Below are 16,946 nucleotides of genomic sequence, written 5' to 3'. Positions count from 1 at the left end.
AAAAGATGTCATCTCACAGAAATAAAAATAAAGGACAACAATGGAAAAAGCAGGTATTGTCTACCTGATGAAAACCGTCATCAAAGGTGTATATAAGATTGGTATTACTGACGAAAATAATTTTGAAATTAGAATGCGCCATTTGGAAAACAACGGCTACGCAAACGTTGCCGGATTAGAACGCATTCTAGCCATTAAAACCGACAACTATAAAGAAAAAGAAACCTTACTTCATGAAATTTTTGGCAAAAGCCAAATAGGAGAAACTGAGCTTTTTGCAATTGATGAAAATCTTGTAAAAAGGCTTTTTCTCTCATTAAGAGGTGAAATTGTATTTCCTAAAAATGAAATAGCAGAGTTAGGTTTTGAAAAAACTGTCAAAGAACATCATCAAGAAAAAATTTTTGAAGTAAACAGAAGTGCATTTATCTCCTTTATTAAGGAAAAGCACCAACAAAATCCTTCCATATTAAGAAATCTCATCTCTTCAGAAAATGCATATAAACCCAAAAATTCCAAAGTCCGTCTATATAAAGACGAATACTTTGGGAAAAGTGGAACAAAGCTAACCACTGAAATTGAAGAGGGTCTTCACATCTATACTACGTACTCAAAAAAGGATTTGAAGATAGCTTACGAAGATTATTCAGAATTATTTAAATCACAATGAGACTCTGGCATCAAACCCTTATCCCCCTACTCCCCCGCGCCCAGCTTTTGGGGCAACACCGTGAATGCGCCGCTTTACGCGGAGCAGGCTGGGGCAGGCCGCATGCGACGGTTAATTACGTTTTTACCCATTCGCCCTACAAACTCTATCTGTATCACGCATTGATTATGAAAGAGATGGAAAGGCGCGGTTACAAACCCGATGCTTTATGGAAAGACCCGCTATATCGCGGTAAAGCCGTTGTCCCATACCATTCACACGCGGCTGAAACAGCTACTTCGCCGATTTATGCCGAACATGATGATGCTTACTTGGACGAATGTCTGAAAAATTTAAGAAATAAAGGCATCATGTTATAAACCCATTTTTCAGACGGCCTGAATATTGAATACCCAAGGCCGTCTGAAGCCGCTTTAACCACAACCACTCTTAAACAACCGAGACAATAAAAATGCCAAAAATTACCGTACTCCCACACGCGACATTATGCCCTGAAGGCGCGGTTATCGAAGATGCGCCCGAAGGTCAAACCGTCCTTGACGTACTGCTCGACCATGACATCGAAGTCGATCACGCCTGCGAAAAATCCTGCGCCTGCACCACCTGCCATGTGATTATCCGCAAAGGTTTTGACAGCCTGGAAGAACCGACCGAATTGGAAGAAGACCTGCTCGACCAGGCATGGGGCTTGGAAGCCGATTCACGTTTGAGCTGTCAGGCGGTCGTTGCCGATGAAGATTTGGTCGTAGAAATCCCCAAATATACGATCAACCATGCGCGTGAAGACCACTAGAACAAGGCTTAATGAAAAAGGCCGTCTGAAACCACAAATTCATGGTTTTCAGACGGCCTTTTGGTTATGCAGCAAACTATTTGATATGAGGGAAAATAAAACGCATACGGGAAATCTGCATGGCAGCCACTTTCTGCGTAGCGGAGTAATTTTCAATTTTTTCTTGAATTCTGATTTGATGCAGATTGCCGTTATGCTTAGGAGCAGATTTTTGAGGCTCGCTTGTCGCCTGTAACTCTTGCTCTGTTTTCAACGCTTCCTCTGCCTCGATGGCCGAAAGTGCAGCCTCATCTCTTACCAAACCGAAACGCTCGATAATGACATTGGCTTCATCTATATAATGAGATTTGTCCGCGCCATTTTCCAACACCGCATCTTCAAGCACGACCGACAAATGCTTGCCGCAATTTTCGATACGCTCTGCGATACGCGAATAAACCATCCAACGTTTCAGCCTCAACGCGCCTGCATCGTCATTGGGTGAAGCGGCATCCAGTTTAATCAAACCATAATGCTTGCCGTAATACAGACGAAACACCAGCTGCTTCAAACCTTCTGTTTCGTCCAGCATCCGATAAAATTCGCGAACCAACAGCAGCAAACGGTCAAATGCACCTGCTTTGGCCAGATACTCTGAATCATCTGAAGCAAGCGCGTAAATCAGTTTGGACAATTTGGCGTTGAGTGCGTTATTCATCATTTTTCCTTTTATTTTTACGTGATAGATTTCGTATTAAGAGCCGTTCCAGATGATTTGGTTGCATTGGGATAATGTAAATTATTCATGCGCAAACCATCATTCAAAACGGAATAAAATATATAAAACGGCAAATTCAAAGCGAATGTGCCGTGGTTTTTTAAGTGTCTTGCCGTATTTTAACGCAACTATGCTATTTTGTTAAAAAATAGCGTCATCATTTATCTGCCTATCTTCCGTAAAACAATCTGGCAGTCCGACTTCTTCTTGATTAAAATAATTACTAATAACCCAAACCCAATAAAGGAACACATCATGAAATGGACAGATACCCAACGCATCGCTGAAGAACTCTACGACCTACACGGCGACAGCATCGATCCGAAAACCGTACGCTTTACCCAACTGCGTGATCTGATTATGGCTTTGCCTGAATTTGACGATGATCCGGCGCGTTGCGGCGAGCGTATTCTCGAAGCCGTGCAACAAGCATGGATAGACGAAGCAGAATAAGCTTTCTTCCATTACATCAAACAAGACCTTAGGCAGTTTTTCAGACGGCCTGAGGTCTTTATTAAATCTATTCATACAATTTTGGAAAATTTCGAAATTGACTCATACTGACCTCAAATTTATTATGCAACCTGACAACGAATAAAAGATATGCAGAAGGTGCATAAGCATGAATCACGCTCGAGAAATTAACGCATTAAATCACAGCCTTTCCGATTTAAAAGGCGACATCAATGTTTCATTTGAATTTTTTCCGCCGAAAAACGAACAAATGGAAACCATGCTGTGGGATTCCATCCATCGCCTGCAAACCCTGCACCCGAAATTTGTTTCCGTAACTTACGGTGCAAACTCAGGCGAGCGCGACCGCACTCACGGCATTGTTAAACGCATCAAACAAGAAACCGGCCTTGAAGCCGCACCTCACTTGACCGGTATCGATGCCAGCCCTGACGAGTTGCGTCAAATTGCCAAAGACTATTGGGACAGCGGTATCCGCCGCATCGTTGCCCTGCGTGGCGACGAGCCGCCCGGCTACGAGAAAAAACCTTTCTATGCCGAAGATTTGGTCAAACTGTTGCGCTCCGTTGCCGACTTCGACATTTCCGTAGCGGCCTATCCTGAGGTACACCCGGAAGCCAAATCTGCTCAAGCGGACTTGATCAATCTGAAACGCAAAATCGATGCGGGTGCAAACCACGTTATCACCCAATTCTTCTTTGACGTGGAAAGCTATCTGCGCTTCCGCGACCGTTGCGTGATGATGGGCATCGATGTTGAAATCGTTCCCGGCATCCTGCCTGTAACCAATTTCAAACAATTGACCAAAATGGCCCAAGTGACCAACGTCAAAATCCCAAGCTGGCTGTCTAAAATGTACGAAGGTTTGGATGACGACCAAGGCACGCGCAACCTTGTTGCCGCCAGCATCGCCATCGATATGGTCAAAGTCCTCTCTCGCGAAGGTGTCAAAGACTTCCACTTCTACACCCTCAACCGCAGCGAACTGACTTACGCCATCTGCCATATTTTGGGTGTACGCCCCCGTTAATAAAACAGACGGCCTCCCCATTCTGATTTACAATATCGAATATTCAGGCCATACCGGCCTGATTAAAAATTCCAACTAGGAGAGTTAACATGACAACATTGCATTTTTCAGGCTTCCCGCGCGTCGGTGCCTTCCGCGAATTGAAATTCGCACAAGAAAAATACTGGCGCAAAGAAATCAGCGAGCAAGAATTGCTGGCTGTTGCTAAAGACTTGCGCGAGAAAAACTGGAAACACCAAGCTGCGGCCAACGCTGATTACGTTGCCGTAGGCGATTTCACTTTCTACGACCACATCCTCGACCTGCAAGTTGCTACCGGTGCCATCCCTGCCCGTTTCGGCTTCGACAGCCAAAACCTGTCTTTGGAACAATTCTTCCAACTGGCCCGTGGTAACAAAGACCAATTCGCTATCGAAATGACCAAATGGTTCGACACCAACTACCACTACTTGGTGCCTGAATTCCACGCCGATACCGAATTCAAAGCCAACGCCAAACACTACGTTCAACAACTGCAAGAAGCCCAAGCTTTGGGTCTGAAAGCCAAACCGACCGTTGTGGGTCCGTTGACTTTCCTGTGGGTGGGTAAAGAAAAAGGCGCCGTTGAATTCGACCGTCTGAGCCTGTTGCCTAAACTGTTGCCCGTTTACGTTGAAATCCTGAACGCTTTGGTTGAAGCCGGTGCCGAGTGGATTCAAATCGATGAGCCAGCTTTGACTGTTGACCTGCCTAAAGAATGGGTAGAAGCATACAAAGACGTTTACGCTACTTTGAGCAAAGTAAGCGCCAAAATCCTGTTGAGCACTTATTTCGGTTCTGTTGCCGAACACGCCGCATTGTTGAAATTCCTGCCTGTTGACGGCCTGCACATTGACTTGGTACGCGCTCCTGAACAGCTGGACGCATTTGCTGACTACGACAAAGTTCTGTCTGCCGGCGTTATCGACGGCCGCAACATTTGGCGCGCCAACCTAAACAAAGTTTTGGAAACTGTTGAACCTCTGCAAGCCAAACTGGGCGACCGTTTGTGGATCTCCAGCTCTTGCTCTCTGCTGCACACTCCATTTGACTTGTCAGTTGAAGAAAAACTGAAAGCCAACAAACCTGACCTGTACTCTTGGTTGGCATTCACCCTGCAAAAAACCCAAGAATTGCGCGTTCTGAAAGCCGCATTGAACGAAGGCCGTGATTCTGTTGCCGAAGAACTGGCTGCCAGCCAAGCAGCTGCCGACTCCCGTGCCAACAGCAGCGAAATCCACCGTGCAGACGTTGCCAAACGCCTGGCCGATTTGCCTGCCAATGCAGACCAACGCAAATCTCCATTTGCCGACCGTATCAAAGCGCAACAAGCATGGTTGAACCTGCCTCTGCTGCCGACTACCAACATCGGTTCTTTCCCTCAAACTACTGAAATCCGCCACGCACGCGCAGCCTTCAAAAAAGGCGAACTGTCTGCCGCCGATTACGAAGCCGCGATGAAAAAAGAAATCGCCTTGGTGGTTGAAGAGCAAGAAAAACTGGACTTGGACGTACTGGTACACGGCGAAGCCGAGCGTAACGACATGGTTGAATACTTCGGCGAACTGTTGAGCGGTTTTGCATTCACCCAATACGGCTGGGTACAAAGCTACGGCTCACGCTGCGTGAAACCACCTATCATCTTCGGTGACGTAAGCCGTCCTGAAGCCATGACTGTTGCTTGGTCTACTTACGCACAAAGCCTGACCAAACGCCCGATGAAAGGTATGTTGACCGGCCCTGTAACCATTCTGCAATGGTCTTTCGTCCGCAACGATATTCCTCGCTCTACCGTGTGCAAACAAATCGCACTGGCTCTGAACGATGAAGTATTGGATCTGGAAAAAGCTGGCATCAAAGTCATCCAAATTGACGAACCTGCCATCCGCGAAGGTCTGCCTTTGAAACGTGCCGATTGGGATGCCTACCTGAACTGGGCCGGCGAATCTTTCCGCCTGTCCTCTACCGGTTGCGAAGACAGCACTCAAATCCACACTCATATGTGCTACTCTGAGTTCAACGACATCCTGCCAGCCATCGCCGCTATGGACGCTGACGTCATCACCATCGAAACTTCACGTTCCGACATGGAGCTCTTGACTGCGTTCGGCGAGTTCAAATATCCGAACGACATCGGCCCGGGCGTTTACGACATCCACAGCCCACGCGTACCGACTGAAGCTGAAGTTGAGCATCTGTTGCGCAAAGCCATCGAGGTTGTACCGGTTGAACGTCTGTGGGTTAACCCAGACTGCGGCCTGAAAACACGTGGCTGGAAAGAAACTCTGGAACAACTCCAAGTGATGATGAACGTAACCCACAAACTGCGTGCCGAACTGGCTAAATAATGTGAGTTAGATGAAAGGCCGTCTGAAAATTTTCAGACGGCCTTTTTTCTTTATCGATATTTAGACCAGCGTGTAGAAACTAGTAGCGTTGTTTACAGTATTTCCAGGAGAATACTGAAACATGAACATGCACAAAAACACCCGTCTCTCCTCGCACCACCGCCAAGCCATTTGGCTGGCCTATACGCAGGGGAAGGAAAGCGTAACCTCCCTGGCACGCCGCTATCAAGTCAGCCGCGTCACCATTTACCGCGCACTTAAAGCCGCAAGGGGCAGACTGCTCAAACCCCAAACCAGTACCAACAACCGTTTCAAACAGGCAAAGTACGGAATGAAACGCCTGGCCAAGGTAGAACGCGGCATTCAGGAAAAACTCAAAAGGCAGGCCAAACGCTACAATAAATCCTACCCCGGAGAGCTGGTACATCTCGATACCAAACGGCTGCCGCTGCTCAAAGGGCAGAAAGCCACCGATAATCGGGATTACCTGTTTGTCGCCATCGACGATTTCTCAAGGGAGCTATACTCCGCCATTTTGCCGGACAAAACTGCAGACAGTGCCGCCAAGTTTCTGACTGGACACCTGATTGATCCCTGTCCATACCTGATTGAGTGCGTTTACTCCGACAACGGTACGGAATATAAAGGCTCGGCCAACCATGCTTTCGGTGTAGCCTGTTATGAGAACGGGATTGGTCAAAAGTTTACCCGGGTTGCCCGTCCGCAGACCAACGGTAAGGCGGAACGGGTTATCCGCACCCTGATGGAGATGTGGCATGGGAAACAGTTGTTTGACAGTCCGGAACACTGGCGAAAGGAGTTGTGCCGCTTTGTTAATTTCTATAACACTGTGAAGCCACACCGCAGTTTGAACGGCGATACGCCGTTTGAGGTCTTGCAGGCTTATTTTTCTCAACCTGTGGTGTAAACAACGCAACGTTTTCCTACAGATGACTTTTATAGGCAATCTGTCCGCGTACCATGTATCCGGTTATTTTTGACGGAAATGTATCAGAGTTCCTTTTTAATTGATTAGTTCATCCAAAGTTAAGTTATTTTTGATTTTTATAGCAAAATAAAAATGGTTTTATCTTGTATTGTTTTCCTTTTTGGCGTGACAGAGTTAATCCCACGAAGCCAAAAAGGAGGGAAATTCTAACACGATATGTTTTTAGCATTCCCTATTTAACTAAATTTACAAAATATACAGAATAAATATCTATAACTGTTTTCAGCTTCTTCTAAAAATCAATAAAATTCGATATTTTCAATATGTATTTTTACAACATAGTTGCGCATTATATACCGATTATCTTAAAATACTACCGTTTATTTGAAAAATTTAGTATTTTATTATTGCTTTCACCATCTAAAAACCAATAAAAAAAGGCCGTCTGAAAAAATATTTCAGACGGCCTTTTTTATTGAATGCGTTCTATTTAACAAACTTCGACCAACCAGCCGTGTTTATCTTCTGTCAAACCATATTGAATGTCGGTAATCGCCTTACGGATTGCGTAACCGCGCTCTTGGCTCTTCACTTCGATTTCTTTGCCATCAATCACGAAAGAAGTTACCGGAGAAATGACTGCAGCCGTACCAGTCAGAATCGCCTCTGCACCATTTTCCACAGCTGCTTTCAGCTCATCAACGGTAAAGTTGCGTTCGGTAACGGTATAGCCCAAATCTTTGGCAACAGTCAGCACGGAATCACGGGTAACGCCGTGCAGGAATTCATCTGTCAACGGTTTGGTAATGATTTCATCGCCGTTAATCAGGATAAAGTTAGACGCACCGGTTTCCTGAACGTCGCCATTCGGACAGAACAACACTTGGTTTGCGCCATATTCGGCTTTGGCTTTCAACACCCAAGGCATGGCGGAAGCGTAGTTGCCGCCACATTTCACACGGCCCATATGTGGGGCGCAACGGATATGTTCGGTTTCCACCAAGATTTTAACGGGCGAACCAGCTTTGAAATAGTCGCCGACAGGAGAAGCCAGAATGTACAGCAAAGCCGTTTCAGAAGGAGAACCGGCTTTACCGATCACAGGATCGGTACCGATCAAAGTCGGACGCAGGTACAACGCCGCTGGCGCATCAGGAATTTCTTCGGCAGAGCGTTTGACCAATTCAATCAAAGCATCCAAATAAGCCTCAGTTTCAGGGCGCGGCAGGTGCAGGATATCCGCACTTTGCTGCATGCGCGCGATATTGGCGGTCGGGCGGAACATCACGATTTTGCCGTTTGCCTGACGAAATGCCTTCAAACCCTCAAAACATTCGCTGCCGTAATGCAAGGCATGCGCGCCGGGGGCGATTGTCAGGTCTTTGGAAGATTGCCACTCTACCGGCTGCCATTTACCTTCACGATAAGCGATAACGGGCATTTCAGCGTGAAAAACGCTGCCGAATACGGCTGGAACTGGTCTGCTCATGATGATTGCCTTTCTTATTCTGATGTGCAAAATAAATTAATTAAAGACTGAACAATACGCCTTTCAATATAGGTTTGACAAGTACCCGTCAGCATAAAGACACTGTCCCCCTGCCGTCTGAAACATGCCGTCCTATCCGAAATCCGGCAAATCGTTTAAACTGATACCATTTTTCAGACGGCCTGCCCCAACCGCAGCCAACCCGGAGTAACCCATGAAACTCATCTCTACCATCATCAAAATCCTGATTCTTCTTGTTTTCCTCCTGCTGGCCATCACCAATACCCACACTGTATCCTTCTTCTACCTGCCCGGCCAAAACATCAATCTGCCGCTGATTGTCGTACTTTTCGGTGCATTTATTATCGGTATCGTGTTCGGTATGTTTGCCCTCTTCGGCCGTCTGCTGTCCCTGCGCAGCGAAAACAACCGTCTGCGCGCCGAAGTGAAAAAACATGCCCACCTTTCCGAAAAAGACCTGACTCCGGTCAAAACCGAAACACCGGCAACGACTTCCGAAGCCACTCCCAAAGCGTAACGCCACCAATCAATAAAGGAATACCATGGACAACGAATTGTGGGTCATCTTACTGCCCATCGTCCTCCTCCCCGTTTTCTTCGCTATGGGCTGGTTTGCCGCGCGCGTCGATATGAAGACCGTCCTGAAACAGGCCAAAAGCATACCAGCAGGGTTTTACAAAAGCCTTGATGCCCTCGTTGACCGCAACAGCGGCCGCGCCGCGCGCGAATTGGCGGAAGTGATCGACCAACAGCCGCAGTCATACGACCTAAACCTGACCCTAGGCAAGCTCTACCGTCAGCGCGGCGAAAACGACAAAGCCATCAATATGCACCGCGCCCTGCTCGATTCGCCCGACACAGTCAACGAAAAACGCGCGCGCGTGCTTTTTGAACTGGCGCAAAACTACCAAAGCGCAGGCTTGGTGGATCGTGCCGAACAAATCTTCCTCGGCTTGCAGGAAGGCGATATGGCACGCGAAGCCCGCCAACACCTTTTGAGCATCTACCAACAAGACCGCGACTGGGAAAAAGCCATCGAAATGGCGCAGCTCTTGAGCCATGACGAACAAACCTACCAGTTTGAAATCGCCCAGTTTTATTGCGAAATCGCCCAAGCCGCGCTGTTCAAATCCAACTTCGACACCGCACGCTACAACATCGGCAAAGCACTCGAAGCCAACAAAAAATGTACGCGCGCCAACATCATTCTCGGCGACATTGAATACCGTCAGGGCAACTTCCCTGCCGCAGTGGAAGCGTATTCCGCCATCGAGCAGCAAAACCACGCCTATCTGAGCATGGTCGGCGAGAAACTCTATGAAGCCTATGCCGCGCAAGGCAAGCAGGAAGAAGGCCTCAACCGCCTTATCGGCTATATGCAAACCTTCCCCGATCTTGACCTGATCAACGTCATCTACGAGAAGGCCCTGTTGCTCAAAGGCGAAACCGAAGCGGCGCAAATCGCTGTCGAACTCGTCCGCCAAAAACCCGACCTCAACGGCGTGTACCGCCTGCTTGGCTTGAAACTCAGCAGTATGAATCCGGAGTGGAAAGCCGATACCGATATGATTCGTTCCATTATCGGCCGCCAGCTGCAAAAAAGCGTTATGTACCGCTGCCGCAACTGCCACTTCAAATCCCAAGTCTTCTTCTGGCACTGCCCTGCCTGCAACAAATGGCAAACCTTTACGCCGAATAAAATCGAGATTTAATAAAGCGTTAAGCATCAAAAAAGGCCGTCTGAAATCTTTTCAGACGGCCTTTTTATTACAAAGCAAAATATCAAAGCGGTTCAAAACACAGCCTTACACACCAGCAATATCTGCTCAACACCGCTACTCTGCCCATGCCAACGCCGCTACAATCTGAGCCTCAATATCGGCATTAAACTCGCCGGCACGGTACGCATCGCGCAATTCCGTGCGCCGGGTTTCATCTGCCGCAATTTGGTTCAACACCACTTGTGGAAACTCGTTAAACACAGGCCCAGCCTCTTCATGCCCCATCAAAAACAGCGCAGGGATTTTTTGATTGGCGCGGACGATTTCCTGTTGGCGCGGATTCTCAAAACGGCTGCTGTCGTCAAAATCGTTGCGGGCAATATAGTTGACGCGGATATTGGGGTTCAACTCCGCCATTTTTTGAATAAACGGCACAAACACGCGGCAATCAGGGCAATATGGTGCAGCGGCAAGCAGCCAGTTTTGCGGACGGCTGATCTTTTTAACCGCCGCCACCGTTTGCACCGACAGCTCGGTCGCCTGATAGAGTTGCTGCTGTTTCAATTTGTCTTCTTCAGTATCAAAATCCAAATATTCTGCATAAGTGGCCATGCTTTACTCCTGTTCTGTTGTATCGGTCTTCCCTGCCACGCTGGTCAAAAGCGGAACGAGCAGATTGACGACGAGGTTTTCAAATAGCGGCTCATCAAGCGGCGATTCGTCCGAATGGCCAAACACCAGCTTCACTTCGGTATATTCTTTCTGCCCTTTGCTCATTTTATTGCCGTTAAAAACCTCATGGGCTTTTCTCAAGGCAGCATCCCAATCCTCTTTTTTGTTGTACTCCTCCGCAGCGGCAAGACTGGTTTTGGCAAAAAACGGCAAGGGGGTATTTTGTCCGATTCGGAAATATACTAACCATTCTTTCAAAAATTCTTTTGCTGTTTGTTGCTCGATGGCGGCATAGGTTTCGGTCTGCCCCAAGCTGACAATATAGGTTTGTCGGTTTGCAACGGATTTAGGGGCGACGGCGCAAAAAATCAAATGCTCCAATAAACGGGCAATGCGGTTGGGGGCATTGTCTTTTTGATTTAGGAACACAATGCGGCCGCATTCATAAAGATTACCGATGGTGCCTTGTAAAACCAAGTCGTCAAAGTGTTCTTCATAAGGTTCAGACGGCCTTTTGTTACTGCGTATCAGCTCGGCATCTACGTTTTTCGCAGATATCTGATACTGCTTCTGCCATAAACCGCCCAACTCGCCCACCGGCATTAGGCTTTCGGCATTCAGCCGAATGGCCGTATCTTCAAAATCTTCCCCTTTGCGCCGCGCATCCAAATAGGCATCGGCAATCCGACCCTCATGTTGCGGCTCAAACGGTTCGGCAGACTCCCATGCGCCGTCCAGATACGGCTGATCCCAGCTTAAATTTTTCTTCAGCCAAACTTTGACAGGGTTACGCCAAAAACTGATAAGCTCGCCCTGATGAATGGTTTTACCCGGCTCTTCCTGACTTAAAGCCTCAAGGAAAAACGGCTGCGCTTCCGCTTGCGGTTGGTTCAACGCATCGGCGTAATCTTGGCGCGTACTGAAGAGGCCGTCTGAAAGCGCGTCCTTTTGGAAATAACGGCGTGAGAACGCCTGCAACGGATGATGTTTCACCCATTTCTCCGACAACTCGCGCCCGCTTTTCCCCGTCATGGCGGCAATGGTATCCAGCAGCTCGCTGATTAACGAAGACGGCGCGAACTCGGCATCATTGCGTATATCGCGGCCGATATAAGACAAATACAGCATTTCGCGCGCGCTGATTAAGGCTTCCAGGAAGAGATAACGGTCGTCGTCGCGGCGGGCGCGGTCGCCTTTTTTCGGATATTTGGCAATCAGGTCGAACACCGCCGCTTTGGTATTGCGCGGAAAATCGCCGTCATTCAAACCCAACAGGCAAACCATTTTAAACGGCAAGCTGCGCATCGGCACCATACTGCAAAAAGTGATACCGCCGCTCAAAAATCCGGCTTGGCTTTCGCTGTCCAAAAAGCGGCGGATATGGCGGATAACGGTTTTACACGGCAACAATCCGTCAAATTCGGCCAACTGCGCCTCTTCCTGCCATCTCGCTAAAGACTGCTCAAACTGCTGCTTGGCGTATTGATCGTCCGCATCCGGAGCAAACAGTTTCTCCAGCAAATCGCGGCAACGCTGCACCCAGCCTTCCACATTGGCAGGCGCTTGCCATTGTGCCGCCATATCGGCCAAAGTGCGGATAAATTCGGCAAAACCGCTGAACACGTCCAACTGGTTGACGTTGCTATGCCACGCGCTCACGCCCTGCCACATACCGTTGCCGCCTTCGGGCAGCATCCAGCCCAAAGCCAAACGCTCTACCGCCTGCTGCCAAGTAAAGAGGTTGTCTTTGCCCTCGCGCATGGTTTGGTCCAAACCCCAATGCACATTCAATCCGGCAACAGTCTCATGCAGCAGCGGCACATCTTCCTCGCTCAAACCGAAACGTTGCAGTACCAACCGGCTTTCCAGCAAGGGCAAAACCTTATCCACTTCAAACCGGCTTTCCAGCAAGTCCAAAGTTTGCGCCAAAGCATACAGTAACGGCTGACGGCGGCTGAGTTTCACATCCGAAATCGAATACGGCAAAGCCTGGCTGCCTGCGTGCGCCTGTCCAAAAACGGCTTCGATAAACGGGCTGTACGGCTCGATGTTCGGTGTCAACACGGCAATATCGTGCGGCTGCCAATCGGGATTATTTTGCAACACCAGCGACAGCTCTTCTTTCAAAATCTGCAATTCGCGCAAAGGGCTGTGTGCTGCAACGATTTTGACGGAACCGTCATTCAGCAGCTCGTCCGGCTCGACATACACCGGATTGCCGTCCGCATCGTGGACTTGAACCAAAGCCGATTGCGCGCCTGCTTCGCTTTCTTCCTGTTGATATAAGCGTTCAGACGGCATGATTAAGTTTTGGATATCGTTTTGCAGGCAATGCAACAAGGTATCATCTTTTCCCACTTCATAAACCTGAATATCCTGCTCGGTTTCCACTTCCGACAGAAAATCAAAGAAATCGCGCCCCTGCTTGCCCAAAGAAGCCAACAGCGGATGCCCTGCCTGCGACAAATCCGCCTCATCGCCCCTTTTCAAAATCTGCGCCTCGTCGATGACCTCGCCCCAATATTGGCTGCTCGGGTTGAGTGCGAACACAAACACATCGCAATGCTTGGAAATTTGGTGCAGCAGTTGCAGATACATCGGCGCCATTGTCGAAATGCCGAATACAAACAACCTTTGCGGCAAGACTGATTTATCCAACTGCGCCAACAGCTTTTCCCACAAGGCCACGCGGTGCGGCGCAGATTGGCTGCCATCGTCCAAATAACGCCACAGCCGCGCCTGCCAATCCTCATCATCGCCCAAACCCAGCAGTTTCCCAGCCTGCCACGCATCAATCCAATCCGGGCGGTACACCAAATATTGGTCGAAAATATCCGCCATCTGTCCGGCAAGCTGATAATCCGCCGATGCCGAGCTGTGCAAATAACTTTCCAGCTTCAGGCGCACGTTTTCGTATTCCGGGGCCGTCTGAAACACTTCGCTGCGGAACAAATCCAGCAAACGCCAACGCATGACTTCAGGTGAAAACGGACTAAGGGGCGGCACATCGGGAACCAATTTGCGCATCAGCTGCCACGCCAAACCGGCAGGCAGGCTGAACTTCAAATTCGCCGCCACGCCGAGTTCACGCGCGAAAAACACATTCAGATAACGCCGCATCCCCTGGCTCTGCACCACCACTTCTTCCTGCGCCAATACAGAATCCAAGGGCGAAGCCTGATGAATACGCGCGCACATTTCGGCAAGCGATTCCAAACGGTCGGATTGAAAGAGATAAAACATGACATGCCATCGAAAAAACAATTACGCGCATTATAATGCCATCAGGGCAAACGGTTCAGCAGCGTATTAAAATAAAAGGCAAAAGATTACGGTAAAGGCCGTCTGAAATCGCTTTTCAGACGGCCTTTGCCGTTAAAACTCAAACGCTAGGCTTTAATGTATTTCTTTTTGAACTTCGGCTTTGTTTAATCTTAATTCCCAACCAAAATAAAAACCTGCTTCCCTCAAAGCAGGTTTTTAATCTATCTCACTCAAGCAGGCGGCAGCGGCGCGCCTTCCGGATGCTTATAGCGGTTGTACATAAACAAATATTGTTCCGGAAAACGGCGTATCCAATATTCGGTATTTTCATTGATCACGCGCGCGTCGTTCTCCTTATCACCGTTCAATTCGCCGCGCAATGGCTCGATGTGCAAGACAAAGCCTTTACCGTCGGGCAGACGCTCGCCGCAGAAAAACAAAGCCTTCACGCCTTTGACTTGCGCCAGCTTGCCCGCCAACGTCATGGTATAGGCAGGTTTGCCGAAAAAGTCCACCCATACACCGTCGCCCCCTTCTTCGGGAGACGGTACATGGTCCGGCAAAACAATGGTCGCTTCGCCGCCGCGCAGGGCCTTGATGATTTGTTTGACGCCCTGAATACTGGTCGGCGCAGTCTTACCCTTGCCGCGCACGCGCCCTGCCTGCATCACCGCATCAAATGCCTTGATTTTCGGCGGCTTGTACATCGCCGTCAGCGGAAACGGCAGTTGCTGACTGATGTAGCGGCCCGCCAAATCATAGCTGCCGATGTGTGGCGTGATAAACAGCAAACCTTCGCCCGCGCTCAAGGCCGTCTGAACATGTTCCCAACCGTTGACGCTGACAAACAGGTTCTCAATTTCCTCAGGCCGTCTGAAAAACGCCACCGGCAATTCCAAGCCGCCTTTTGCCGTTTCACGGAAAACTTTTTTCACCGCCTCATCCGTCGGGTTCAAACCGGCAAGTTTCATGTTTTCGAAAACACACCGGCGATCTTTCGACAGCACGCGGAAACCCAAACTGCCCAGCAGATTGCCTAATTTGTGTAACCAAGCCAAAGGCAGAGCGGCCAAAAATTTAAAAACAAAGGTAACAAGCGTTTGCATAAGGTTTTACCAAAATGAAGTGGACAGATTGTAAACGAAACAGGCCGTCTGAACAAAACAGACTTCGGGCAAATATATTGCGGCACACCTGCTTTTCTGCTACTATCCGCACTGCATTAAGAGTTGGGAATTCCATGCCAACCTGCTTTTCAAACGGAAAGGTAAGGTGGACGGTTGAAAAACCGATGTGGCTCGCCAGAGCAATCCAAACCCGCTTAATGCGGGAATTTTTTTGCCTGTAAGAAACGCGCAACAGGATTCCGAAACAGCAGGCAAGTGCGAATGTTTCTCACTTGTATAGAGAAAAAGCGGAGTTTTTGTTATGATTTCCGCTGTCCGAAATAAAAGGCCGTCTGAAAACACAGCAGCCTGTTTTTAATGAAAGAATAGCAATGAGCGAATATCTGTTTACTTCCGAATCGGTATCCGAAGGCCATCCGGATAAAGTTGCCGACCAAGTATCCGATGCGATTTTGGATGCCATCTTGGCGCAAGACCCCAAAGCGCGTGTCGCCGCAGAAACCTTGGTCAACACAGGCTTGTGCGTATTGGCAGGCGAAATCACGACTACCGCCCAAGTGGACTACATCAAAGTCGCACGCGAAACCATCAAACGCATCGGCTACAACTCGTCCGAGCTGGGCTTTGATGCCAACGGCTGCGCGGTCGGCGTGTACTACGACCAGCAATCTCCGGACATCGCCCAAGGCGTGAACGAAGGCGAAGGCATCGACCTGAACCAAGGCGCAGGCGACCAAGGTTTGATGTTCGGCTATGCCTGCGACGAAACCCCTACCCTGATGCCGTTTGCCATCTATTACAGCCACCGCCTGATGCAGCGCCAAAGCGAATTGCGCAAAGACGGCCGCCTGCCTTGGCTGCGCCCTGACGCCAAAGCACAACTGACCGTGGTTTACGACAGCGAAACCGGCAAAGTAAAACGCATCGACACCGTCGTCCTGTCCACTCAGCACGATCCGTCTATCGGTTACGAAGAGCTGAAAAACGCCGTGATCGAACACATCATCAAACCGGTTCTGCCGTCTGAAATGCTGACCGACGAAACCAAATACCTGATCAACCCGACCGGCCGCTTCGTTATCGGCGGTCCACAAGGCGACTGCGGTTTGACCGGCCGTAAAATCATCGTCGACACCTACGGCGGCGCAGCTCCGCACGGCGGCGGCGCATTCTCCGGCAAAGACCCGTCCAAAGTGGACCGTTCCGCCGCCTATGCCTGCCGCTATGTTGCAAAAAACATCGTAGCCGCCGGTTTGGCAACCCAATGCCAAATCCAAGTTTCCTACGCCATTGGCGTTGCCGAACCGACTTCGATTTCCATCGACACTTTCGGCACCGGCAAAATCAGCGAAGAAAAACTGATTGCCCTGGTTCGCGAACATTTCGACCTGCGCCCTAAAGGCATCGTCCAAATGCTCGACCTGCTGCGCCCGATTTACAGCAAATCCGCCGCCTACGGCCACTTCGGCCGCGAGGAGCCTGAATTTACTTGGGAGCGCACCGACAAAGCAGCAGCATTACAAGCAGCCGCAGGCGTGTAAACTTCCGCATTTGAGGCCGTCTGAAAAGCAAAACGTTTTCAGACGGCCTTTTTCCTTATACAATAGCCACTT

General features: G+C 49.2%; 15 protein-coding genes and 1 riboswitch. Of the genes, 10 read left to right on the top strand and 5 right to left on the bottom strand.

Features of this window, described 5'->3' with window-relative positions:
- Positions 1–40 precede the first annotated feature (40 nt).
- The 3 genes from FAH66_RS01105 to fdx all read left to right on the top strand — a co-directional run bounded on the left by FAH66_RS01105 (position 41) and on the right by fdx (position 1,463).
- The gene (locus tag FAH66_RS01105) at positions 41–670 is read left to right on the top strand and encodes a GIY-YIG nuclease family protein (RefSeq protein WP_070748906.1); all 630 of its coding nucleotides are present in this window, start codon (positions 41–43) and stop codon (positions 668–670) included.
- Positions 667–1,029 (top strand): TIGR02328 family protein, encoded by a 363-nt coding sequence (locus FAH66_RS01100; protein WP_003686166.1) that lies wholly within the window; start codon positions 667–669, stop codon positions 1,027–1,029. The genes FAH66_RS01105 and FAH66_RS01100 overlap by 4 nt, the downstream gene beginning before the upstream one ends.
- Before the next feature lie 92 nt (positions 1,030–1,121).
- Positions 1,122–1,463 carry an ISC system 2Fe-2S type ferredoxin gene (gene fdx, locus FAH66_RS01095; protein ID WP_003686005.1) on the top strand — a complete coding sequence of 114 codons (342 nt, stop codon included), beginning with the start codon at positions 1,122–1,124 and terminating at the stop codon, positions 1,461–1,463.
- Positions 1,464–1,539: 76 nt separating this feature from the next.
- Here fdx and FAH66_RS01090 read toward each other — a convergent pair whose 3' ends face one another.
- The gene (locus FAH66_RS01090; RefSeq protein WP_137041584.1) at positions 1,540–2,160 is read right to left on the bottom strand and encodes a hypothetical protein; all 621 of its coding nucleotides are present in this window, start codon (positions 2,158–2,160) and stop codon (positions 1,540–1,542) included.
- Between the two features lie 315 nt (positions 2,161–2,475).
- Between FAH66_RS01090 and iscX the strand changes: the two genes are divergently transcribed.
- The 4 genes from iscX to FAH66_RS01065 all read left to right on the top strand — a co-directional run bounded on the left by iscX (position 2,476) and on the right by FAH66_RS01065 (position 7,018).
- Positions 2,476–2,673 (top strand): Fe-S cluster assembly protein IscX, encoded by a 198-nt coding sequence (iscX, locus tag FAH66_RS01085; RefSeq protein WP_003682097.1) that lies wholly within the window; start codon positions 2,476–2,478, stop codon positions 2,671–2,673.
- Between the two features lie 169 nt (positions 2,674–2,842).
- Positions 2,843–3,724: a methylenetetrahydrofolate reductase gene (metF, locus tag FAH66_RS01080; protein ID WP_137040277.1), complete on the top strand. Its 882-nt coding sequence runs from the start codon at positions 2,843–2,845 to the stop codon at positions 3,722–3,724.
- An 89-nt stretch (positions 3,725–3,813) separates the two neighbouring features.
- On the top strand, positions 3,814–6,090 hold the full coding sequence (metE, locus tag FAH66_RS01075) for a 5-methyltetrahydropteroyltriglutamate--homocysteine S-methyltransferase (RefSeq protein ID WP_137040275.1): 2,277 nt from the start codon (positions 3,814–3,816) through the stop codon (positions 6,088–6,090).
- A 121-nt stretch (positions 6,091–6,211) separates the two neighbouring features.
- The gene (locus FAH66_RS01065; RefSeq protein WP_137040273.1) at positions 6,212–7,018 is read left to right on the top strand and encodes an integrase core domain-containing protein; all 807 of its coding nucleotides are present in this window, start codon (positions 6,212–6,214) and stop codon (positions 7,016–7,018) included.
- Between the two features lie 511 nt (positions 7,019–7,529).
- Here FAH66_RS01065 and ilvE read toward each other — a convergent pair.
- Positions 7,530–8,528: a branched-chain-amino-acid transaminase gene (ilvE, locus tag FAH66_RS01060; protein WP_070632923.1), complete on the bottom strand. Its 999-nt coding sequence runs from the start codon at positions 8,526–8,528 to the stop codon at positions 7,530–7,532.
- Positions 8,529–8,742: 214 nt separating this feature from the next.
- Here ilvE and FAH66_RS01055 point away from each other — a divergent pair, with 214 nt between their 5' ends.
- Both FAH66_RS01055 and lapB read left to right on the top strand, forming a co-directional pair.
- Positions 8,743–9,066, top strand: coding sequence for a LapA family protein (locus FAH66_RS01055; RefSeq protein ID WP_049328701.1), 324 nt, complete (start codon positions 8,743–8,745; stop codon positions 9,064–9,066).
- 25 nt (positions 9,067–9,091) lie between these two features.
- Positions 9,092–10,261, top strand: a complete 1,170-nt coding sequence (gene lapB / locus FAH66_RS01050; RefSeq protein ID WP_003745547.1) for a lipopolysaccharide assembly protein LapB — start codon at positions 9,092–9,094, stop codon at positions 10,259–10,261.
- A gap of 123 nt (positions 10,262–10,384) precedes the next feature.
- On the opposite strand, the gene FAH66_RS01045 is transcribed toward lapB, so the two are convergent.
- The 3 genes from FAH66_RS01045 to FAH66_RS01035 form a co-directional block, all read right to left on the bottom strand.
- Positions 10,385–10,882, bottom strand: coding sequence for a thioredoxin family protein (locus tag FAH66_RS01045; RefSeq protein WP_137040271.1), 498 nt, complete (start codon positions 10,880–10,882; stop codon positions 10,385–10,387).
- A 3-nt stretch (positions 10,883–10,885) separates the two neighbouring features.
- The gene (gene recC / locus FAH66_RS01040; protein ID WP_137040269.1) at positions 10,886–14,185 is read right to left on the bottom strand and encodes an exodeoxyribonuclease V subunit gamma; all 3,300 of its coding nucleotides are present in this window, start codon (positions 14,183–14,185) and stop codon (positions 10,886–10,888) included.
- A 251-nt stretch (positions 14,186–14,436) separates the two neighbouring features.
- On the bottom strand, positions 14,437–15,312 hold the full coding sequence (locus FAH66_RS01035) for a lysophospholipid acyltransferase family protein (RefSeq protein ID WP_137040267.1): 876 nt from the start codon (positions 15,310–15,312) through the stop codon (positions 14,437–14,439).
- A gap of 108 nt (positions 15,313–15,420) precedes the next feature.
- A riboswitch (SAM-I-IV-variant riboswitch) is annotated at positions 15,421–15,531 on the top strand.
- Between the two features lie 173 nt (positions 15,532–15,704).
- Here FAH66_RS01035 and metK point away from each other — a divergent pair.
- Positions 15,705–16,874, top strand: coding sequence for a methionine adenosyltransferase (gene metK / locus FAH66_RS01025; protein WP_137040265.1), 1,170 nt, complete (start codon positions 15,705–15,707; stop codon positions 16,872–16,874).
- Positions 16,875–16,946 lie beyond the last annotated feature (72 nt).

The sequence above is a fragment of the Neisseria subflava genome (assembly GCF_005221305.1).
In the GTDB taxonomy this organism is placed as follows: Bacteria; Pseudomonadota; Gammaproteobacteria; order Burkholderiales; family Neisseriaceae; genus Neisseria; species Neisseria subflava.
This window is presented reverse-complemented; position numbering and strand designations above follow the sequence as displayed.